General features: G+C 33.4%; 21 protein-coding genes. 11 read left to right on the top strand and 10 right to left on the bottom strand.

The window, feature by feature from the left end; translation table 11 throughout:
- The first annotated feature begins 103 nt into the window (after positions 1–103).
- From CAP47_RS05950 to CAP47_RS05930, 5 genes are all read left to right on the top strand, one after another.
- Entirely contained in the window at positions 104–2,389 is a 2,286-nt protein-coding gene (locus CAP47_RS05950; RefSeq protein WP_100775882.1) for a M1 family metallopeptidase, read from the top strand.
- 90 nt (positions 2,390–2,479) lie between these two features.
- The gene (locus CAP47_RS05945) at positions 2,480–2,803 is read left to right on the top strand and encodes a twin-arginine translocase TatA/TatE family subunit (protein ID WP_093244150.1); all 324 of its coding nucleotides are present in this window, start codon (positions 2,480–2,482) and stop codon (positions 2,801–2,803) included.
- Positions 2,804–3,379, top strand: a complete 576-nt coding sequence (locus CAP47_RS05940) for a phosphatase PAP2 family protein (RefSeq protein WP_093244151.1) — start codon at positions 2,804–2,806, stop codon at positions 3,377–3,379.
- Between the two features lie 17 nt (positions 3,380–3,396).
- Positions 3,397–4,152 carry a GLPGLI family protein gene (locus CAP47_RS05935; protein WP_100775806.1) on the top strand — a complete coding sequence of 252 codons (756 nt, stop codon included), beginning with the start codon at positions 3,397–3,399 and terminating at the stop codon, positions 4,150–4,152.
- A gap of 81 nt (positions 4,153–4,233) precedes the next feature.
- On the top strand, positions 4,234–6,825 hold the full coding sequence (locus tag CAP47_RS05930; RefSeq protein WP_192869948.1) for a carboxypeptidase-like regulatory domain-containing protein: 2,592 nt from the start codon (positions 4,234–4,236) through the stop codon (positions 6,823–6,825).
- 55 nt (positions 6,826–6,880) lie between these two features.
- On the opposite strand, the gene CAP47_RS05925 is transcribed toward CAP47_RS05930, so the two are convergent.
- From CAP47_RS05925 to CAP47_RS05890, 8 genes are read right to left on the bottom strand one after another with little or no spacing between them, the layout of a single operon-like run.
- Entirely contained in the window at positions 6,881–7,522 is a 642-nt protein-coding gene (locus CAP47_RS05925) for an O-methyltransferase (protein ID WP_100775804.1), read from the bottom strand.
- Positions 7,522–8,604 carry an amidohydrolase family protein gene (locus CAP47_RS05920; RefSeq protein WP_100775803.1) on the bottom strand — a complete coding sequence of 361 codons (1,083 nt, stop codon included), beginning with the start codon at positions 8,602–8,604 and terminating at the stop codon, positions 7,522–7,524. Before CAP47_RS05920 ends, CAP47_RS05925 begins: the two co-directional genes overlap by 1 nt.
- A gap of 24 nt (positions 8,605–8,628) precedes the next feature.
- Positions 8,629–9,414 carry an SDR family oxidoreductase gene (locus CAP47_RS05915; protein ID WP_100775881.1) on the bottom strand — a complete coding sequence of 262 codons (786 nt, stop codon included), beginning with the start codon at positions 9,412–9,414 and terminating at the stop codon, positions 8,629–8,631.
- A 7-nt stretch (positions 9,415–9,421) separates the two neighbouring features.
- A complete protein-coding gene (locus CAP47_RS05910; protein WP_100775802.1) occupies positions 9,422–10,867 on the bottom strand; it encodes an aldehyde dehydrogenase in 1,446 nt (481 codons plus the stop codon).
- A 13-nt stretch (positions 10,868–10,880) separates the two neighbouring features.
- The gene (locus CAP47_RS05905) at positions 10,881–11,300 is read right to left on the bottom strand and encodes a RidA family protein (protein WP_100775801.1); all 420 of its coding nucleotides are present in this window, start codon (positions 11,298–11,300) and stop codon (positions 10,881–10,883) included.
- A 6-nt stretch (positions 11,301–11,306) separates the two neighbouring features.
- Entirely contained in the window at positions 11,307–12,698 is a 1,392-nt protein-coding gene (locus CAP47_RS05900) for an FAD-dependent oxidoreductase (RefSeq protein ID WP_100775800.1), read from the bottom strand.
- Entirely contained in the window at positions 12,688–13,959 is a 1,272-nt protein-coding gene (kynU, locus tag CAP47_RS05895) for a kynureninase (protein ID WP_100775799.1), read from the bottom strand. Before kynU ends, CAP47_RS05900 begins: the two co-directional genes overlap by 11 nt.
- Positions 13,959–14,651 carry a hypothetical protein gene (locus CAP47_RS05890; protein ID WP_100775798.1) on the bottom strand — a complete coding sequence of 231 codons (693 nt, stop codon included), beginning with the start codon at positions 14,649–14,651 and terminating at the stop codon, positions 13,959–13,961. The genes kynU and CAP47_RS05890 overlap by 1 nt, the downstream gene beginning before the upstream one ends.
- Positions 14,652–15,089: 438 nt before the next feature.
- On the opposite strand from CAP47_RS05890, the gene CAP47_RS05885 reads away from it, so the two are divergent.
- Together CAP47_RS05885 and dnaN are read left to right on the top strand one after the other, a co-directional pair.
- A complete protein-coding gene (locus tag CAP47_RS05885) occupies positions 15,090–15,662 on the top strand; it encodes a hypothetical protein (RefSeq protein WP_100775797.1) in 573 nt (190 codons plus the stop codon).
- Between the two features lie 179 nt (positions 15,663–15,841).
- On the top strand, positions 15,842–16,963 hold the full coding sequence (dnaN, locus tag CAP47_RS05880) for a DNA polymerase III subunit beta (protein WP_093244162.1): 1,122 nt from the start codon (positions 15,842–15,844) through the stop codon (positions 16,961–16,963).
- 97 nt (positions 16,964–17,060) lie between these two features.
- On the opposite strand, the gene CAP47_RS05875 is transcribed toward dnaN, so the two are convergent.
- On the bottom strand, positions 17,061–17,417 hold the full coding sequence (locus CAP47_RS05875; protein WP_100775796.1) for a DUF4870 domain-containing protein: 357 nt from the start codon (positions 17,415–17,417) through the stop codon (positions 17,061–17,063).
- Positions 17,418–17,590: 173 nt separating this feature from the next.
- On the opposite strand from CAP47_RS05875, the gene msrA reads away from it, so the two are divergent.
- The 3 genes from msrA to CAP47_RS05860 all read left to right on the top strand — a co-directional run bounded on the left by msrA (position 17,591) and on the right by CAP47_RS05860 (position 20,821).
- On the top strand, positions 17,591–18,247 hold the full coding sequence (gene msrA, locus CAP47_RS05870) for a peptide-methionine (S)-S-oxide reductase MsrA (RefSeq protein WP_100775880.1): 657 nt from the start codon (positions 17,591–17,593) through the stop codon (positions 18,245–18,247).
- 89 nt (positions 18,248–18,336) lie between these two features.
- Complete coding sequence (mnmE, locus tag CAP47_RS05865; RefSeq protein WP_100775795.1) at positions 18,337–19,743, top strand: tRNA uridine-5-carboxymethylaminomethyl(34) synthesis GTPase MnmE; 1,407 nt, start codon at positions 18,337–18,339, stop codon at positions 19,741–19,743.
- Positions 19,744–19,831: 88 nt separating this feature from the next.
- Complete coding sequence (locus tag CAP47_RS05860; protein WP_238140974.1) at positions 19,832–20,821, top strand: oxidoreductase family protein; 990 nt, start codon at positions 19,832–19,834, stop codon at positions 20,819–20,821.
- 114 nt (positions 20,822–20,935) lie between these two features.
- Here the strand turns inward: CAP47_RS05860 and CAP47_RS05855 are convergent, their stop codons facing one another.
- Positions 20,936–21,712, bottom strand: a complete 777-nt coding sequence (locus CAP47_RS05855) for a DUF1206 domain-containing protein (RefSeq protein WP_100775793.1) — start codon at positions 21,710–21,712, stop codon at positions 20,936–20,938.
- 160 nt (positions 21,713–21,872) lie between these two features.
- Here CAP47_RS05855 and CAP47_RS05850 point away from each other — a divergent pair, with 160 nt between their 5' ends.
- Positions 21,873–22,451, top strand: a complete 579-nt coding sequence (locus CAP47_RS05850) for a DUF1287 domain-containing protein (protein ID WP_100775792.1) — start codon at positions 21,873–21,875, stop codon at positions 22,449–22,451.
- Positions 22,452–22,483: the final 32 nt, after the last annotated feature.

The following is a 22,483-nucleotide window of genomic DNA, read 5'->3' as shown; positions in this document are numbered from 1 at the left end:
TTTTTGTGCCGTAAATTGAGGGTTTTTAATAAGCTTTATGCAAAAAAAATTAAATGATCCACAGCATAATTTCAAACAAATTCAGATAAAACACATTTTTATGATGCAAAAAAAGAATTTCTTAAATCTATTTATCATTTTTCTGACTTTAGGTCAAATGGGTTTTGCGCAACAAAAATCTTTTTATAACAAAGATGAAGAAGGACACACAAACCAAAATAAATTCAGACAACTCTATGATGAGTTTGCAACACCAAATATATATCGCACCGCATCTGGAGCGCCAGGTCATGCTTATTACCAAAACACAGCTGATTATGTGATGGACATCACCTTAGATGATGAGAAAGCTGAAATCTATGGTGAAGAAACAATTACTTACACAAATAATTCACCAGATCAATTAAGATACTTATGGGTGCAATTAGATCAGAATGTGCGTTCAAAAGATAGCAAAGCTCACGACAGAAACTCGAGTAGCTTTGCGCCTATTACTAAAGTAGAATCTTTTGCGTCACAGCACATGCCAAAAGAATTTGACGGTGGTTTTAATATTGAGTATGTCAAACAAAATGGTCAAGATTTAGATTACATCATTAATTTTACAATGATGCGTGTTGAACTACCTGAACCTCTCAAATCAGGAGAGTCTTTTGAATTTTCAATTAAATGGAATTACAAACTTATCGATCATACGATTAATAATGATCGCTCCGGTTATGAATACTTTGAAAAAGATGACAATAGAGCTTATGTTATTGCTCAATTTTTTCCACGCATGGCAGTTTATAACGATAAAGAAGGTTGGCAAAATTATCAGTTCTGGGGAGCAGGCGAATATGCGCTTCCGTTCGGTAACTACGATGTGAAAATTACAGTTCCTTCTGATCACATTATGGATGCCACTGGTGAGCTACAAAATCGAAAAAAAGTTTTTTCTAGAACAATGATGGAACGTTTTGAAGAAGCTAAAAAATCTTTTGACGAGCCAGTTGTTATCGTTAATGAAGAAGAAGCGATTGATGCAGAGAAAAATATGTCAAGACGCACAAAAACCTGGGAATATAAAGCTGAAAACGTCAGAGATTTTGCTTTTGCAAGTTCAAGAAAATTCATCTGGGATATGATGAATGTCAAAATTGGCGACAAAGAGGTCATGGCAGCTTCATTATATCCAAAAGAAGGAAAAGCGCTGTGGGAAAAATGGGGAACACGAGCAGTTGCAAGTACTTTAAAAACTTTTAGCAAGCATACCTTTGATTATCCTTATCACAAAGCCGTCGCTGTTCATGCCAAAGATCAAGGCATGGAGTATCCGATGATTTCTTGGAATCACGGACGACCTGATGAAAATGGGAATATTTCTGATAAAGTGAGAACAGGAATGGTGAGTGTGATTATTCATGAAACTGGTCATAACTTTTTCCCGATGATTGTGAATAGTGACGAACGCCAATGGGGCTGGATGGATGAAGGTTTAAATACTTTTCTGCAATATTTAACTGAACAAAATTTTGGGAAAGAATATCCTGAAATTTTAAAAGGAAAAAAACAAACTTTAGATAAATTTCCTTCACGCAGAGGTGAACCTTCAAAAATTGTCAATTACATGAAGGGTGATCAAGAGGATATTGTTCCAATTATGACTAACCCAGAGAATGTTAAACAACTTGGTAATAATGCTTACGGCAAAACAACCACAGCGCTCAATATCCTTAGAGAAACTGTGATGGGACCAGAGTTGTTTGATTATGCTTTTAAAGAATATGCTCAACGTTGGATGTTTAAACACCCAACGCCTGAAGATTTTTTTAGAACGATGGAAGATGCTTCTGGTGTTGATTTAGATTGGTTTTGGAGAGGTTGGTTTTATACCACAGATTATGTTGATATTGGTGTAGAAAGCGTATCACGATATGTTTTAACAAGTACGCCAACTGAAGAAGGTAAAGCACTTTTGAAGCGTTTTGGTATTAGAAATCCTGATAAAAATCCTAAGACAAAAAACTCAGTTTACTTAATTGATTTGGATTCTGATAAATCTAAAAACTTGAAAACAGAAGGTAACCCTTTTAAAAATGCACCGAATCTTCAGGAGTATTTAAAAGAGTATTATTCAGAAGATGAAATGAAAGAAATTGAGATGCCGAAGTTTATTTATGAAGTGACATTTAATAAACCAGGCGGTTTAGTGATGCCACTCATTGTGAAATATACTTATGCTGATGAAACTTCAGAAATTAAACGTTATCCAGTTCAAGTGTGGCGTAAAAATGATAAAGCAGTGACAAAAGCTATTTTATCATTAAAAGAAATTGTCAAAATAGAAATTGATCCTAAGGCAGAAACTGCAGATGTCAACTTAGAAAACAATGTTTGGACAAAATAAAAACAGAAGAGAAAACGGTCTTTCTTTAAATTTAAGAAAATCCGGATGTTATTTAACATTCGGATTTTTTATTCTCCTTATATTTGCAGCATGATTACATTTCCTTTATTTATTAGTGGCACAGAAATAACTTTTATACTCTTCATTTTATTGATGGTATTTGGTGCGGACAAGATTCCTGAGATCGCAAGATTTGTTGGGAAAACAATGAAGTCATTTCGTCATGCAACAGATGAAATCAAATATGAAATCACGAAATATACTGATGAAAGTGAACTGAACTTCGATATCAAAAAAGAGTTTGAAGAAGGGAAGAAGCAACTCAACCAAGAGAAAGAATCTCTTCAATCACATGCCGATAAAGTTAAAGATGATATTGAGGAAGTGACAGGTCCAATTAAAAGAAAATTCTAAATGACAATACGCTTACAAGAATTAGATGAAAGTCTTTTTCTTTTACTAAACAATTTAACTTCAGATATCAGTAATCATTTTTGGGCTCTTGTGACCAAACCATTATTTTGGTCTCCTTTATTTGTTTTGTTTTTTGTTTTGTTTTTTGTGACTTTCAAGCGTAAAACGGCTCTTATTTATTCAGCAGGAATCATTACATCATTTTGGGGAGTTTATGCCATCACTTATATTGTCAAAGTAATAGTGGAAAGACCTAGACCATTATTTAACGAACAGCTGATACAGCAGGTAAATGTATTGTATGAGCCCACTGGCTTTTCCTTTTTTTCAGGGCATGCTTCTACCTCCACAGCGGCTGCAATATTTTTTTATATGGTTTTTAGAACTAAAAGCCAATGGGCGAAACTCGTGTTTTTATTTCCATTGATTTTCGCAACAAGCCGTATTTTTGTTGGGGTGCATTATCCAAGTGACATTTTAGTAGGAGGAACTGTTGGCTTAATTTTCGGAAGTATTTGTTATACAGTTTTTCAAAAATTAAATGAAAAATATACTGAAGATAAGTTGAATTCTTAAAAATGACATAATTAATTATGAAAATAAATAAGCTATTTATATTAGTATTATTATTAATAATAAGTAAAATAGGTTTTTGTCAATCTAAACTACAATATGCTAAAGCTAAAGTTAGTTATGTAATAAACATACATTTTGATAAAAGTAAAAAGATTTATGAAGTTTACGAGAAATATAGACCAGGATTGGTTGCTGAAGCAGAATCAATAGCATCGGAACTTGATTTTTCTTTAATTCTAAATGACTCCATTTCAGTTTTTTATTTAGAAAAAAAGCTGTTTTCAGATAATAGGGCAGCTAGTTTTGCAATACGTAAATCAGGCTATTATGGCAGAATCAAACAACAACCTCATAATTATATTACTGAAGAACTACAAGAAAGCTTTGGGGAGTTTTTGGTGTCTCGACCTTATCATGAATGGGAATTGCAAGACGAGACTAAAGTCATTGGAGATTATACTTGTTTTAAAGCGACCACTTCGTACACGACAACAAATCCTAAAGGAAAAGCTTTTAACCACAGTTTTACAGCTTGGTACACGCCTCAACTGCCTTATAGTTTTGGTCCTGCAGGTTTTGGCGATTTACCTGGGCTGATCATTGAACTACAAAGTGATGACTATACTTATGGCGTTAAAAAAATTAAATTTTTTGATAAGGAACAAAAAAATAAAGAAAACGAAATACCTAGATTAAAACGAAAAAAACTTATTACTGAAGAAGAATTTGAAAAACTTGCTGCTGAGGATGAAAAGCGTTGGCGTAAAGATTAATGCTGTTAACATTTTATATAATTAATGAATTTAAAAAACACATTAGCAATAAGCTTTTTGCTTTTTTTTACTATTACCGCCATGGCTCAAGATAATACCTTGACAGTTAGTGGTAAAATAGTGGATAGCCTAAAAAAAACCATAAATAATGTTTCTTTAATTGCTAAGCCTCAGCAAAATCATCACAAAGTAAAATATACAATTTCTGACAGCCAAGGCTTTTTTAAACTTGTGCTAGAAAAGGATGTAACTTATGAGCTCAATATTTCACATTTAGGTTATGAAACCATTAATAAAACAGTTCTCTTCTCTGATAGTAAATCTGACTATAACATTGAGCTAAATGCTAAAAATGAAAGTTTAGATGAAGTTGTTATCAACTATAAATACGAGCCCATAAAGAAAAGTAAGGACACCATTACTTATAATCTCAAATCTTTCACCAATGGTAATGAGTTTAAAATGGAGGATGTCTTGGCTAAATTGCCTGGTATTAAGGTTGAAGATAACGTTATTAAAATTCAGGGCAAGGCTGTCACCAAATTGCTGGTAGAAGGGAAGTTGTTTTTTGATGGGAGTACAAAATTGGCTATCGAAAATATTCCTGCAGATGTTATGGATAAGATTGAAATTATTTCTGATTATAAAGAATCAGAATTATTAAGAAACTTAGCCGATAATGAAGATTTAGCTTTGAATGTCGTTTTAAAAGAAGATAAAAAAAATTTTGCATTTGGAGATATTGAAGTAGGAATAGGTTTAGATGAATATTATAGAATACATCCTGCTTTGTTCAAGTATAACCCTAAATCAAACTTTAGTTTTATAGGTGATATTAATAACTTCAATAATAGCAGTATAACTTTTAGTGATTTATCAAGGTTGGTTGGTGGTTCAAGTAATTTGTTCAAGCGCAATAATTTATCGAACAATTTAATGTCTTTTGCATCAAGTAATAATGAACGTTATAAGTCGACGACAAGATTCTCAGCTTTAAATGTTCAGAAAGAATTCAATGATAAGTTTACAGTTTCTGGATATGCTATTTACTCAAATAACGATATTGTAGAAAAAGCTATTTCCACACGAGAGTATCTAGGGAATGAGCCTATTATTGAGAGTAGAGATGATTTAGGAGATACAGATAAAATTTCTGCGATGTTCAATTTTAAACTTGATTATAATCCAAATACTCGTCAAAAATGGAAATATAATGTAAACTATCTTCATAATAATTCAGGTTTTTCAAAGCAATCAATATCAAGTTCGGAAAACAACAATGAATTTTTAACGGATGTAGATGGTAAAAGAAATAGTTTTTCACAAAATATTGAAGGTTATTTTAGACTAAATGACAAGCATACTATGGGCTTGGCTTTTCAGCATAATATAACGAATTCAAATTCAACAGATCGATGGTTAAGCAATAACATTTTTTTGGAAGAATTTCTGCCACTTAATGAAGCAGATGATTATCAGATAAAACAGAAAAATAAAATAAGATCTGAAAATTTTAATTTTCTCATAAAGGATTACTGGATTACAAACAGGTATTTTCATTTGTTTTTTAATGTGGGTTTAAATCATAAAAATTCTACTATAAGAAATGATATCAGTCAAATTTTGAGCGACGATGAAGCTATAGATTTTACTGAAATAGGTAACAATAACCTTCAAAAGCTTATTGATTTTAATGCTGGAATAGGGATTAAAACTCAATTAGGTAAATTTGAATTTTTCATAGAAGCTAAGCCACATTATTATAACTTCAAGCGAGCCTTAGTTGAAAGCACTGATTTGTTTATAGAACCTAAATTAGATATTGACTTCAAAATAAAAGATGATGTAAGTTTAAAATTTAATTACGACTATACGAATAGATACTTAAATGATTTCAGTTATTTAGAAAATCTAAAATTGACTGGTTTTAATTCTGTATTGCAAGGGAACCCTAATTTAACTGATGTACGCTCTCACAATTTTAGTCTTTACTATAGTGATTATGAAAACATGGATAGTTATTTTATCGATGTCACTTTGGATTATAGTTTAAATAATCCTACTGAAAATAATAATATTATACAAAGTGGTATCAATCGTTTAAACACACCTGTTATATTAAACTCGGCTGAAGAAAATTTAAGTTTAAATACTAATTATGGATTAATATTTAATAAAACCAGTTTTGAATTTGATGTATATTTAGAATGGTTTAAAAATAACCAAATTATCAATGAAGAGATAGATAAGATTAATTCATTTGAGTACAGCTTAAGCAGTAAATGGTTATTGAAATTGAGTAAACGCACGCAATTGAGTCTAAGTTATAAGCATCTTGGAACTCAAGTCTTATCTGACATTGACTCTAAATTCAATGAGAATATTATTTCTTTAGACTTTGATACGAGGTTCTTAAAAAACTTTATTTTTAAAACAGATTTTTCAACAAGCTTCGTTAATGATTTCAATGATGATACACAGAATTATACATTACAAAATCTTTATTTAGGATACTCTAAACCAAATACTAAGTTATCTTATAGCTTAAATTTTAGAAATATATTTGATAATGGAGTCATCACTAGAAATACATTTGCTAATAATTTACTACTGACAAATCAGGTTTTTACTTTACCTCGAACTTTTCTAGTAGAATTAAAATACAAATTTTAGCCTCAGAATAAAATCGCTTTCTAAACCATAATAATACTTTAAAAAATACAGCTTCTTAAACTTTTCTCGATAGCGTTAAGCCATCACGAATTGGCAAAATAACTGTTTCTACGCGTTTGTCATCTTTTAAAATTTTATTGTATTCAAGTAAAGCTTTTGTGTCTTTATCTTTTGGATCAAGTTTTTCAATCACTTTACCGCTCCACAAAACATTGTCTGATAAAATGAGGCCTCCTGGATTTAATCTATCAACGATGAGTTCAAAATACTTGGGGTATGAACTTTTATCTGCATCAATAAAAGCCAGATCAAAGTTTCCAGATATTTTAGGAATCACTTTTTTGGCATCGCCAACGTATTGCTTTATTTGATCTGAAAAATCACTTTTATCAAAATACTTACGTTGTAAATCGTGTAATTCTTCATTTCTATCAATCGTATGCAAAACGCCATCTTTAGCCAAACCTTCAGCTAAACTCAATGCTGAATAACCTGTGTAAGTCCCAATTTCTAAAATTGATTTGGGCTGACATAATTTAGAAATTAAACTGAGTAAACGACCTTGATAATGACCGCTTAGCATTCTGGGTTGTAAGACTTTCTGCCAAGTTTCTCTGTTTAATTCTTTTAAAAGTTGAGGCTCATCTTCAGAATGAGAAGTGACATAATCAAGAAGGTCATCGTCTAAGAAATCCATTAGCTCAAAATTTTATTGATAAGTTCTTTTTTTGCTTTTTCATCATCACCAAAAAGCCATTGAAGCACATTATCTTCCCAAATTTCATCTTTTTCAGTTGAGGTGATAATTTTTTCTTCTAAAGCCAAATCTAATATTTTTCCTGGATATGAAGACTGAGGTTCACTTTCCATCTCTCCCAAAGGATAAGGATCATCAAGACCTGCGATGATCTGCTTGCTTTTTTGATTTTCAAGTAACAACTGTAATGATCTTGTATCGTGAACTAAAGTATCAAAAAAGATATTTTTATGACCAACTGATTTTCTTGGGTGTGTTTTTCCTTCAAATAAATCAGGCCTGCCATCAAAACCTTGGATGCGACGGCCGAGATTGATTTGAGCCAACTGTCCGCCATGAGCAAAACAAACACGCATATTCGGGTATTTATCAGGATAACCATTCAAGGTTAAAAAATGGTAAGCATCTGCACATTGGGCCAACATCCAGATGAGGTGAAAACGCCAAGCCGTATTTTCTAATTTTATAAATTTTTCACCATCATAAGGATGAATTTCTACGGCGAGATTATACTTGCTGGCAAGTTCAAAAATAGGTTCGTTTTCTTCATCAAAAATACAACGCCAAGTTCCTATACTGTCCATATAATGCGTTGGTAGGCAAAGAAGTTTTAAATCTAATTCTTCAACACAGCGTTCAATTTCCCATAAAGCACTTCTGACAAAAGCAGGATGCACAACAAAACCACATGTAAATTTATCAGGATGTTTTTGTTGAACATTGGCATTAAAGTCATTTTGAAAACGTAAAGCTTTTTTCATCTCTTCCACGCGCAAGCCGTTGCCATAAAGTTGTGATAAATTCAGCACAACGGCATGGTCAATTTTATAGCGCTCCATCCATTCCAATTTTTCGTTAAGGAAAAAACTAGAATCTGTGACTGGTCGCTTCCAGTTTTTTTGAAGCATATATTTTTTATCCTTATCTATCCAGAAGATTTCTTTTTCACGCATAAAATCAGGAATTTCCTCAGGATAAGGCAATAAATGCGAATGACCATTGATACGAAGTTTACGTGACATTTTGATGAAGTTTAAGTGAGAATATTATAATGTTTTTGTACGACCGCCATCAACAGGTAAATTGATACCATTGATGTAACCGGCAAGTTCAGAAGAGAGAAAAACAACAGCTTGTGCAACTTCTTCAGGCTGACCGAAGCGTTTGGCAGGCACGAGCGATTTCATCATTTCTGCGGTTTCTTCTTCAGACTTTTGGTTCTTTTTTGCTTTGTTGGAAATGATGCTATCTAAACGTCCTGTGGCTGTAAATCCAGGTAAAACATTGTTGACAGTAATCCCAAATTGACCAAGTTCGTTTGCCATGGTTTTACTCCAGCTTGCAACAGCGCCACGTATGGTGTTACTGACGCCAAGTCCGTCTATAGGCTGTTTGACGGATGTTGAGATAATATTGATAATTCGGCCATAATTATCTTTTTTCATGCCAGGAACAGCGGCTTGTGCCAATATTTGATTGCAAATCACATGCATTTTGAAAGCTTTGTCGAACTCATCTGTTCCAGCTTCATAAATAGCACCGCCTTTAGGGCCGCCAGTATTATTTAATAAAATATGAAAAGTTTTGTTTTCAACTTTATGATTGATTTTTTCTCTTAATTCTTCTGGATTTGAAAAATCAGCGACGAGATAATCATGTTCTTGATTGTCGTCTTGCGATAGTGAATTCAAAGTGTCTTTCAACTTGTCTTCATCTCTTGCAACTAAAGTGATATTAGCACCTAGTTTTGCCATTATTTCAGCAGTTGCTTTGCCAATTCCGGCTGTACTTCCGCATAGTAGTGCATTTTTATTTTTAAAAGATATATTCATTTCTATTTTATTCATAAGTGATACAAATATTTTTTTGTTCCGTAAAGAACTTTAGGGCATCAAAACCGCCTTCACGGCCAACACCACTTTGCTTAATGCCGCCAAAAGGTGTTCTTAAATCACGATTAAGCCAAGTGTTTATCCATACAATGCCTGCATTGATTTCTTTTGAAAAACGCATACTTCTGTTGAGGTTGTTTGTCCATACAGTCGCTGAAAGTCCGTATTTGGTTTCATTTGCCAGTTGAAGTGCTTCATTATCTGATGAAAATTTCATGAGGCTCACCACAGGGCCAAAAATTTCTTCTTGATTAACGCGACATTGATTGTCTTTGACTTCTAAAATTGTGGGTTCAAAATAATAACCCTTTTCAAAGTTTTCAACTTTTACTTTTTGTCCGCCTGCTAAAACTTTAGCACCTTCTTCTTTAGCGATTTCAATATATGAGGCTACTTTATCTAGATGTTCTTTTGAAACAAGTGCACCAAAATTTGTTGATTTATCTAAAGGATAACCAATTTTTAAGGCTTTTGTTTTTTTGATAAAATCTGTTTTGAATTTGTCGTAGATTTTGTCTTCAACATAAATTCGGCTACCGCATAAACAAATCTGTCCTTGATTGGCAAATGATGATTTGACGGTTGTAGCCAACATTTTGTCGTAATCGCAGTCAGCAAAAATTAAGTTTGGATTTTTACCACCAAGTTCGAGGGATAATTTTTTAAACATCGGCGCCGTTGTCTTGGCAATATGCTGACCTGTAGCCGTGCCACCTGTAAAACTAATCGCTTTAATATCAGGATGCGCAACAATGGCTTGCCCAGCTGTTTGTCCGCGACCATGAACGATATTGAGAACGCCATTAGGCAAACCTGCTTTCTGACAAATATCAGCAAGCATAAAAGCCGTCATTGGTGTGATTTCACTAGGTTTTGCCACAACAGTATTTCCAGCCGCTAAAGCTGGCGCAATTTTCCAAGAAAATAAATACAGAGGCAAGTTCCAAGGAGAGATGCAACCCACAACACCAATGGCTTGATTGAGTGTGATGTTTTGCGTGTTTAAACCCTGACTTTCATATGCTTTTCCGCTAAATTGTGTAATGGCATTTGCATAAAATCTAAAGTTTGCAGCAGCACGTGGGATGTCAACAGCTTTGGCTAAGTTTAATGGTTTCCCATTATCAATAGATTCAGCTTGCGCTAGTTTTTCGAAATTCTCATCGATGAGATCTGCGATTTTCATTAAGATTTTACTGCGGTTTTCAATGCTTGTCTTAGACCAATCTTTAAATGCATTCTTTGCTGCTTGATAAGCCAATTCAACATCTTGTTCGTCAGCATCAGCGATTTGGCTATAAACTTTCCCTTCAGCAGGATTGTAATTATTTAGCCATTTATCAGAAATTGAAGCTTTAAACTTACCATTGATAAAATGTAAAATCTTTTGCATTCTCTTTCTCTTTTTATTTTAATGGTTTATAAGCCATTGCTTTTATTTCGATCACTAAATGTGGATGAGGTAATTGATGCACAGCAACAGTTGTGCGAGCCGGTCCGTTTTCAGCATCAAAATATTCTGCATAAACCTGATTGTAACCTGCGAAATCATTCATGTTGACAAGAAATGTTGTTACATCAACCACATCATCAAGTGTTGCGTTTTCTTCAGCCAAATAATCTTTAATATTATCAAGCACAATTTTTGTCTGCTCTTTAATATCGATTGTGAGGCTTCCCATTTCATCAACTTTATGAACGCCACCAATGCTATTATCGGGTAGGCGAGAACTTGTTCCTGAGATAAATAAAAAATCTCCGACACGTTTGATGTGCGGATATGCACCACGTGGTTCTGCTTTTCCTTCTACGAGTTTATTTCCCATCATATTTTAATTTTCTAATAAAAAATCTCCTTCACGGAGTTGTTGTGTTGTTTTATTTATCAATTTTAATTGCTCTTCTAAACTTTGATGTTCATTAAGCTTTTCGTGTTTTAATAAACTCAAAATGGCTTTATCTTGTGCACGGCCTTTTTCCATGGCTTCTTTATAAGGTATCTCTTCTTTAAAGGTTACCAGAGAATATTTAGAAGCATAAGCCTCAGGAAATTCCTTTTCCAAAGCCAATTCAATCTTTCTTTTTCTTAAAAATAAATCTTGAGCAGTATGCGACTTCATCTCATAGAAATTGTCAAGTGCTAAATTTGCAATGGCATCAGCATCTTCTTTTCTCTTTTTTGAAAAGCTAACAAATGTTTTGTCAAGATCAAAATTCTGGTCGTGAAGACATTCATCAAAAACAAAAACATCTTCAAAAGAAGCATTCATACCTTGCCCATAAAAAGGAACTATAGCATGTGCGGCATCACCCATCAAAATTGATTTATTATAATACCAAGGTGAGCACTTGACTGTGCCAAGTGGTGAGGTTGGGTTCTCGAAAAACTCTGTTTTTAAATTGGGTAAAATCTCATAAGCATCAGGGTAAACTTTTCTGAAGTACTCCTCAACAATTTCAGGGTTTGTGAGATTATTGAAGTTATACTCGCCGCCTTCATAAGCTAAAAATAAGGTCACTGTAAAGCTCTGGTCTGGGTTAGGTAAGGCTATCAACATATTTTCACCTCTTGGCCAAATGTGTAAAGCATTTTTCTCGATAGCGTAATCATTATTTTTATTAGGCGGAAAGCGCAATTCTTTATAAGCATGCGTTAGGAATTCTTGTGAATGACTGAATAAAAAGTCTTTTTGTGCTTGCATACTTTGCCTTACTGCAGATCCGGCACCATCAGTTCCAAAAATATAATCTGCTTTTAGATTGATTTCTTGTTGATTTTTTTCATCAAAGAAAACGCCTATTGAATTTTCTAAATCGAGATGTTGACATGAATGGCTAAAAATGATATTAACATTATCAAATTTTTCGACTTCATTCAGCAAGAGTGCATTTAGATCCGTTCTTGAAATAGAGTTGATATATTCATTATCACGGCCGCTATATTTAGATAAAAATGTTTCGCTATCAGGGCTGTGAAGCATTCGGCCATGCATTGGAATAAAAAGTTCTGCAACTTTTTCATGAAGACCAACCAATTGAAAGGCTTTGTAAGCTCGATCAGAAAAAGCAAGGTTAATAGAACGACCTGCCGATAATTTTTCTTTTCTTAAATCTGGTCTTTTTTCAACCAAAGTAATTTTGTAACCATGTTGCGCCATTCTCAAAGCTAGTAATGAACCACAAAGGCCAGCACCGATAATGAGTAAGTGTTCTCTATTTTTCATTAAGCAGTTTTTTTAGAATTTGTATAAAATTGTAAACATCTTGAAATGAATTGTAGAGTGGTGTTGGTGCAATACGAATGACATCTGGTTCACGCCAATCAGCGACAACTCCAGCTTCAGTCAGTTTTTCAAAAAGTGATTTATCGGCATCTTTGATTTGAAATGACAATTGACAACCACGTTCTTCAGGATTTTCGGGTGTAATGATATTGATTTTATCATTATTGAGTTCTTTGACTAAAAATTCTAAAAATCCAGTGAGTTGAACCGATTTTTTTCTAAGATTTTCAAAACCAGCTTTTTCAAAAATATCTAGTGATGCGCGAATGGCTGCCATTGATAAAATTGGTGGATTACTGAGTTGCCAACCTTCAGCACCAGGAATTGGAGAAAAGTCTTTACGCATATTAAAACGCGTGGCTTTGTCATGTCCCCACCAGCCAGCAAATCTGTTAAGTTCAGGGTTATTAGCATGGCGTTCATGAACAAAACAACCGCCCAAACTTCCTGGGCCTGAATTCAGATATTTGTAAGTACACCACACGGCGAAATCTGCATTGCTTTCGTGGAGGTTTGGTTGTATATTTCCTGCGCCATGCGCTAAATCAAAACCAACTTTTGCATTATGTTGATGTCCGAGTTCTGTGATTTTTTTGAGATTAAAAGATTGACCAGAGTAGTAATTTGTGCTACCGATCATCACCAAAGCAACTTCGTCTTTATTGTCGTCTAATATTTTTTCTAAATCTTCATAACGACAGAGATTTTCACCTTCTCTAGGCTGCCAAAGCAAAAGAGAATCTGAAGGGTCAAAACCATGGTGTTTAATCTGTGATTCTACAGCATATTTATCAGAAGGGAAAGCATCGCTTTCAATGATGATTTTATGTCTTTTATGTGTTGGTTGATAAAACGAAACCATCATCAGATGCAAATTGGTTGTTAAGGTATTCATGATAACAACTTCTTCAGGTTTTGCACCTACAATTTTTGACATTGAATTTGTGAGAAATTCGTGATAAGGTTTCCATGCATGTTCAGCATCTGTGTGACCGTCAACACCGAGTTTTGCCCAATCCTTGAGTTCTTTTTGTATGTAATTTTGCGTTTGTTTTGCTTGTAAGCCTAAAGAATTTCCGCAGAGGTAAATTTTATCTTCACCATTTTCTTTTTGAGGGATATAAAATTCGTTTCTGAAATGTTTTAAAGAATCATTCTGATCTAATTTTTCAGCGAATTGAAGTGAGTTTTCGTAAATCATTAATTTATTTTTAAATCTGTAAAATAGAGCTTAAATGAGGCATCTTTATTTTGATGCATTTGCGAAATTTTTAAACCTTTTTGAGTTGTGTAATCTTCCCAAGTAGTTTCAGTAGCAGGTTCATCTTGTCCGCCAGGATAATAACCCCATTCTTGAATTTGGTGAGACTTATCAATATAAAGCTTGTATTTGTCACCAGGTGTGTAGCCATCATTTTTGTTGTATTGAATTGTGACTTGTGTACTTTCATCACCACTTATTGGCGCTTTGATGTTTTCATTAATTTCGTGAGAAAATCCATCATCCCAGACAAGTTGAAAAGGGAAAAGTAACCAGTATTTATCATTGATAAATTTTTGATGTGCTTCAGCTAAATCGTCATCAACATTATTGGTGTTGAACTTTGTCTTTTGATCATCAATCATCATTTGGACCTCGCCAGTTTTTGGATTCCAAATCCATGAGCGTTCCATGTGATTTCCTCCTCTATCAATATTAAAAGTGTATTCTAAAGAATTGATTTCATCCCAATTTTTGATGCCGTGAGCTTCTGCTATTGAATGTAAAATGGGTTTTTTTTGAGTTTCAACCTGACTTGATGTTTCAACTTGTTTTTGTTCAGAATCTTTTTTTTGATTTTCTTGACAAGAAGTCAAAGATAAAAACGCGAACAAAAGGCTTAAATATTTCATTATACTAAGAATTTTCGTAAATATAAATGAAGTCTTACAGCTATACAAAGTTAATTTTTAAATCTTGATAAGGATTTAGTTAAATGTAAATTGAGTTGAGTTTACAAAGGTTTGACGCTCGTCAAAATACAAGGCATAAAGCAATTTCATCCAGATATACATTATTTGTATGCGTTTATACATTTTGTAAATTTAAATCTATTGATTTTCAGATATTTGTGGAGTTGTGTGAGTCGATTTAGAACTAATTTTTCTTACCAACTTTAAAGACAATTTTTAGGTGCAGCAGCATCTTGATCTGAAGATTATTAGTCATGAAATTAATTCTATTATTATAATAGTTGCGAAAATTTTATAAATCAGAAATCCACTAAAATCAGATTATTGTGCTGCTGTTTTTTTAAAATAAATAACTAATATTTAAACACATAATATACTATGAAAAATTTAAACATTATCCTATCAGCATTTGTTCTCGCCTTCTTTACCTTCTCATGTAGCAGTGATGATGATTCAGGAAATCCTGATCCAGGAGGTAACGATGGTTATGGAAGTTACGAATACAATATTGATGGCGTAGGGTCTTACACAAGCGCACCTGAAGATATGGCTTATGCTGTTTATTCGACAGACCCTGAAGATACTGAAGTTGATGGTGTGTCAGGTGTTTATATTGTTAATGGAAGTAGTTCGTCAGGTAATCATATTATGAATCTTACACTTATCGAAATAAACGGTGAGATTGTTACAGCTATTAACAGTGATGCTGATGATAGTTCAGGAGCTTATATATCGCATTTAGATAATGGAATGTATTTTTCCGTTAGCGGTCAGATTGAGGTTCTCCACGCTTCTCACGGGCCGCTTAATGGAAATAATGTTGCGACTGCAAAAGTCAAACTCAAGCTTAACGGACAATTTATGGATTCATCTTTTAATGAAGAATCACTTAAAAGTGTGAGTGCTTCTATCAATGCTGATACACCACCTTTATTTTATCCCGGCCTATAAAAAAATATTAAAACTTTAATGTGAAGTGAGGTTTGAGCTGTCCGAGTGAGTTGGACAGCTTTTTTTTATGAGATGAGGTCAAGTATTGATTTTTGTGACATGAAAATTAAAATAAACAGAAATTGCTTTTAATAATCTGATATATAAAATATATTTGTATTAAATTAATTTTGAATCCTATGAAATTTATAGTCTCGAGTAGCCATATGCTTAAAAAGCTACAACTTCTAGGCGGTGTGCTCAATAACAACAATACTTTACCAATTTTAGATAATTTCTTGTTTGAAATTAGCAGTGGAAAATTAAGTATGACAGCCTCTGACTTGGAGACAACAATCACCTCAACTTTAGAGATTGAAACAACTGATGAAGGTAGTATTGCTGTCCCTGCAAAGTTAATTTTAGATACACTCAAAACTTTTCCTGAGCAACCCTTAACATTTGTTGTGAATGAAAACAATACTTTAGAGATCAGTTCTGATCAGGGTAAATACGAAATTGCTTACGCAGATGCTGAGGATTACCCTAACGAAATTGAGGTTGAAGACGCGATGACGACAGATATTCAAGGTGATATCTTAGCGACAGCAATTCATAAGACACTTTTTGCAACAGGTAATGACGATTTGCGTCCTGTGATGAACGGTGTTCTTTTTCAGATGAACGAGCAAGGAACTACTTTTGTTGGCACAGATGCACATAAACTTGTAAAGTACCATAGAGCTGACAAGGTAGTTGAAAAAGCTACTGAATTCATCATGCCTAAAAAACCTTTAACGATACTCAGAAACACATTACAAGGTGAAGAAAATGACGTTAAAATTGAATATAACGAATCTAACGCAAAGTTTATTTTTGAAGACATTCAGTTAACTTGTCGTTTGGTTGATGGGAAATACCCAAACTACGAAGCTGTGATTCCGCAAGAAAACCCGAATGTATTGGTGGTTGATAAATCACAGTTTTTGAATTCTGTAAAACGTGTTTCTATTTTCTCAAATAAAACAACACACCAGATCAGATTAAAAATCGCTGGTTCTGAGCTTCATATTTCAGCAGAAGATGTTGATTACTCTAATCGAGCTAAAGAACGTTTAACTTGTGATTACCAAGGTGACGATATCGAGATTGGGTTTAACTCAAAATTCTTAATCGAAATGTTAGGGAATTTAACCGCTGATCAAGTTCAGTTACGAATGAGTTTACCAAATCGTGCTGGTATTTTAACGCCAGTTGATGGACTCGAAGAAGGAGAAACAATCACGATGCTTGTGATGCCAGTAATGCTGAGCAACTCGTAAGAGAGTTATGATACATTGACAAAAAAGCCGTATCGAGTTCGATACGGCTTTTTTTATACTTTGTTGTTTTTCAATTAAAGATAAAAACTCTTTTGAGTTATTTTAGAAATTTAAATGAAAGCGGATAACTTGTTGATTCACCTTTATTAGCTTTAACCGCATTGATAATTGGAAATATTAAAGTTAAAAGTCCGACTGCAAATATAATAACAAAACCGATCAAGATTAAGGTCAAAGGAATTGCTACTATTGCTGCAATAAGCATGGTGATTTGAAAGTTTAAAACTTTCTTTCCTTCCTCATCAAGGTTAATGATTTCATCTTTTTTAACCAACCAAATAATGAGTGGTGCAATTAAACCACCAAAACCTGTAAATAAGTTGAGGAGCTGAGATAAATGCGTAAACATGATAATTTGTGTGTCTTCACGCTGCGCTTTTTGATGTACTTCCATAGTATTGATTATTAATATAAGTGTTTAATTTGTTTCAATAGTTAGACTTTAAATTTAAGACTTTGTTACAGAGTGTTAATTTAAAACTTCAAAAGCAATGCTTAAATTTATACTTTATTTAAAATTATAAAGTCACAAACTTAGAAATATTATCCATTAAAAATATCTAAATGATGAAAAATATATTTATTGCAGTTTTTGGTCTTATGCTAATGAGTTGCCAGAATAATTCTGCGCAAAATCAAAACTCAAAACAAAAAGTGCTTTATGACAAAGAACCAATTGAAGTTTCTGAAACAAATGAAGGCTATAAAAAAGCTTATTTTGCAAGCGGATGCTTTTGGTGCGTTGAAGCAGTTTATGAAAGTGTAAAAGGCGTTAAAGAATCAATATCAGGTTATGCTGGCGGGCATACAGAAAACCCAACTTATGAGTTGAGTAACACTGGCACAACTGGTCATGCTGAGGCTGTAGAAATTATTTATGATCCTGAACTTATCGATTTTGAAACCTTAGTCGATGTTTACTTTGGTTCTCAAAATGTGACTCAAAAAAATGGTCAAGGCCCAGATATTGGCTCGCAGTATCGCTCAATTATTTTTTATCAAAACCAGAAACAGAAAGACATTATTCAAAATAAAATTGAAGCATTACAAAAAGAATACGACAAGCCTATTGCTGCTGAAGTGATGCCATTTCAGAAATTTTGGAGAGGTGAAGATTATCATCAAGATTATAAAAAGAAGCATCCCAATAATCCTTATATTTTAAATGTCTCTAATCCTCGTTTTGAAAGATTTAAAGCTAAATTTCCTGAATTATTGAAATAAATTCAAGGCAAGATGACCTACTTTATAAGATGCTAAATAAGAATTTTCAGTTTTTTTATAAATTCAATATATGTCTGTAACTTTGCAGCATGACAATTCAAGACACAATTGTTGCATTAGCAACACCATCAGGAAGCGGAGCGATAGGTATCATTAGAGTTAGCGGATTAAACGCAATTGACTATTGCAATTCTATTTTTTTTAGTCGTTCACGAAAATCACTTCTTGATCAAGCTTCGCATTCAGTACAACTAGGATTAATCAAAGATGGTGATCGCGTAATTGATGAAGCTTTAGTCACAGTTTTTAAAGGTCAACGCTCCTACACTGGTGAACCAAGTGTCGAAATTTCATGTCATGGCAGTTACTTTATCTTAAATGAAGTCATACAGTTATTAGTTCAAAAAGGTTGTCGCGTTGCCAATGCTGGCGAATTTACCATGAGAGCTTTTCTTAATGGAAAAATGGACTTGAGTCAGGCTGAAGCCGTTGCTGATTTGATTGCGAGTGATAACGCAGCTTCACACCAAATGGCAATGCAGCAAATGCGTGGCGGATTTTCAAATCAACTCAAAGAATTAAGGCAAGAATTACTTGATTTTGCTTCTTTAATAGAGCTTGAACTCGATTTTTCTGAAGAAGATGTTGAGTTTGCCAATAGAGAGCAATTTCAGAATTTAATCTTAAAAATTCAGAAAACACTTCAATATCTCATTGATTCTTTTGCGGTTGGGAATGTTTTGAAGAAGGGAATTCCTGTTGCAATTGTTGGTGAGCCTAATGTGGGGAAATCAACCTTATTAAATGCTTTTTTAAATGAAGAAAGAGCCATTGTCAGTGATATCGCAGGGACAACAAGAGATAGTATTGAAGACGAGATATCGATTAACGGCATAGGTTTTAGATTTATTGATACAGCAGGCATCCGTGTGACTGATGATAAAATTGAAGGTTTAGGAATCAAGAAAACCTTTGAAAAAATAGAACAATCTCAAATTGTTTTACGCTTAATTGACAGCCCGTCATTATTTAATAATGATTCAGAAACACCAAGCCTGGATAGTTTAAAAACTGAAATTGAGAAGTTGAAATCAGAATTTTCACATAAACCTATTTTGGTCATTGCCAATAAACTTGATGGGTTAACTGGAGATCAAAAAGAAGTTTTACAGTTAGAATTTGATGACATTCATTTTATTTCAGCAAAAGAGAAACAAGGCATTGAAGATTTAAAGGAAAAGTTGACATCACTTGTAGATACAGGCGCTTTACAATCTCAAGATGCGATTGTAACCAATGCGAGACATTATGCTTCATTACAAGCCGCACTTAAAGAAATCAATGAAGTTCAGAAAGGTTTAAACCAAGGTTTAACCACAGATTTATTGGCTATTGACTTACGTCAAGCGCTTTATCATTTCGGAGAAATCACAGGTGAAGTCACAAATGATGAGCTCTTGGGTAATATCTTTGCAAATTTCTGCATCGGGAAGTAGATCAAGAATAAAGTTTATATTTTAGCTTACAAGCAGTTGTTTGTAGAGAACTTTCACTTATTTATTTAAGTTTGTTTTTCAAAACTATATGGGATCAATGCACCCTGAATTCAAATCATATTTACAAAAGCTATTGAAAGCAAAAGATTGTCAAGAAACTGAGGTTATACAATCTTTATGGAGTGGATATGGGAAGATTTCTCGATTTCAGTTATACGGATCAGCATATGGATCTGTTGTGGTGAAACAGATTAGATTAGAAAAAGTCAAAACGCATCCGAGAGGTTGGAATACCGATATTTCGCATCAACGAAAAGTGAAATCATACAAAGTAGAAACAAATTGGTATAAAAATTTTAACAAAAATTGCTCAGTCGATTGTCGGACGCCACAATTTTTAGGATCGTTATCGCAAGAACAAAAACAGTGGATTGTCTTGGAGGATTTGGATCATTTTTTTCCTTTGCGAAAGGAGTATTTACAACTAACTGAAGTAAAACTTTGTTTGCGTTGGCTTGCTCATTTTCACGCTACATTTTTAAACAAATCACCAAACGGACTCTGGAAAATTGGGACTTATTGGCATTTGGCGACTCGACCTGAGGAATTTAATAAAATGGAGCTTTCTCCTTTAAAGGATAAAGCTAAGCGCATTGATGATTTACTTAATAACTGTCAATACCAAACTCTTGTTCATGGTGATGCCAAAGTAGCAAATTTTTGTTTTTCACAAAACGAAAAACAAGTGGCTGCAGTCGATTTTCAATATGTCGGCGGTGGTTGTGGGATGAAAGATGTAGCCTATTTAATAGGGAGTTGTTTAACTTCGGAAGAGTGTCAGAAATATGAAAAAGAGATTCTGAATTTTTATTTTGATGTGCTTAAAAATCTTTGTTTAAACTCTATGAGTCTTGAAGAATATGAAAAATTAGAGCAGGAGTGGAGAAAGTTGCATCCTTTTGCTGTTGCCGATTTTATGAGATTTATGAAAGGCTGGATGCCAAACCACAAAAAGGTGAACAGCTATACTGAAGAAAAAGTGAATGAGGTTTTGAAAATTCTCAATCCCCAACAATAAATATCTTCCTTTAATTTTAGCCTTGTATTCATCAAAAAAACTTAGTGAAACTTTTGACAATTTTTTCTCTAAATTTGCATTTTTAGCGATGAATTAAAATTCAAATGATGAAAGCTAATTCTCTTCAAAACTTCTAAATCTTGTCAGGAAAACAAAAAATGCACCATAAGAAATAAATCCTATTGCTGTAATTGCCATCAACACTCTGCCAAATGTTGATTGATCCATAAAGGCAAAAGCATCTTGCATGCCTTTGATGTCATGGTTGCCAGTATAAATACCAGCACGTAAAAAGAAATAAGCGATAATAAGCACAACAAACGCTCGCGCATAAAATCCAAACCTTCCAACCGATCTGATGATTTTATGATGTTTTTGCCCTTCTAAATTAAACTGGTCTAACAAACCACCTTTAAAAGCACCAATAATAAGAATAATTCCTTGTACTAAGAGAACGATTCCAATTCCAATAAAAATATAAGATAATACAGTCGGATCTATAAAACTCATATATTTCGTTTGAGAATCACCCTTGTAAGAACTCGTCAATAAATGGTAAAAAGCCATAACAGCAACGGCTGTATAAACTAAACCTGTGGTGAAAAGACTAAATCGACGTAGTTTCGCATTTCTGTTTGAGCCTCTATTTTCAGGGTCTTTGATACTTTGTAAAAACATCCATACAGAATAACATAGAAGGCCAGCACCAAGAAGCAAAAGCATAACTTGTCCAAAAGGTTGACTTTTTAAAAAAGCCAAAGCTTGATTGGTTCCAGAACTTTCACCACCTAATTGTAATGCAGCTAATAATGATAAAAAACCAATAACTAAATAGATAAAGCCTTTAGAGATAAAGCCAACGATAGCTATTGTCTTATAAGATTTTTTCACTTTATATTATTATTAAAATCAATTAACGAATTGACATTTAATCCTAAAAATAAAATACTTTGTACAATTGAAATCATATCTAACGAAATATTATGATTATGAGTTTTCTGAAATTTAGCCTTACTATGCAATTCTTTATTTGATATTTCGTTTTATAGATATGAAAGCGTTATTTCTATTTATAATTTTCACGTTTTCAGTTGTTATATATTCTCAAACTGAAAACTCAACAAAAACTTTATCTGATCATGCGATTGAGCTCATTGATGAAGAGGTAATATACGATCCAAGTTACTTTTCAATAGACTATCCAAATGGTGATGTGCCAGAAGGTAAAGGTGTTTGCACTGATGTTATCATCAGAGTTTATCGTCAAATGAATATTGACTTACAGAAATTAGTTCATGAAGATATGAAGGCTAATTTTAAGGATTATCCTCAAATTTGGGGACTCAACACAACTGATAAAAATATTGATCATAGAAGAGTACCGAATTTGATGAGGTTTTTCAAAAGAATGAATACTGAATTACCAATCACGAATAATCCCGATGATTATAAACCTGGAGATGTTGTGGCATGGAGATTAAGCAACGGAATGACTCACATTGGTGTCGTGGTTGATTTGAAATCTAGTGACGGAAAAAGACCTTTAATTGTTCATAATATCGGCGCAGGTCAAGTGATCGAAGATTGCTTATTTGATTTCAAAATCATTGGACATTACAACTATAATTAATTTAGTTTCCTAGAAAGTTTTATCAAAAAAAA

The sequence above is a fragment of the Psychroflexus sp. S27 genome (assembly GCF_002810405.1).
GTDB classification, from domain to species: Bacteria; Bacteroidota; Bacteroidia; order Flavobacteriales; family Flavobacteriaceae; genus Psychroflexus; species Psychroflexus halocasei_A.
This window is presented reverse-complemented; position numbering and strand designations above follow the sequence as displayed.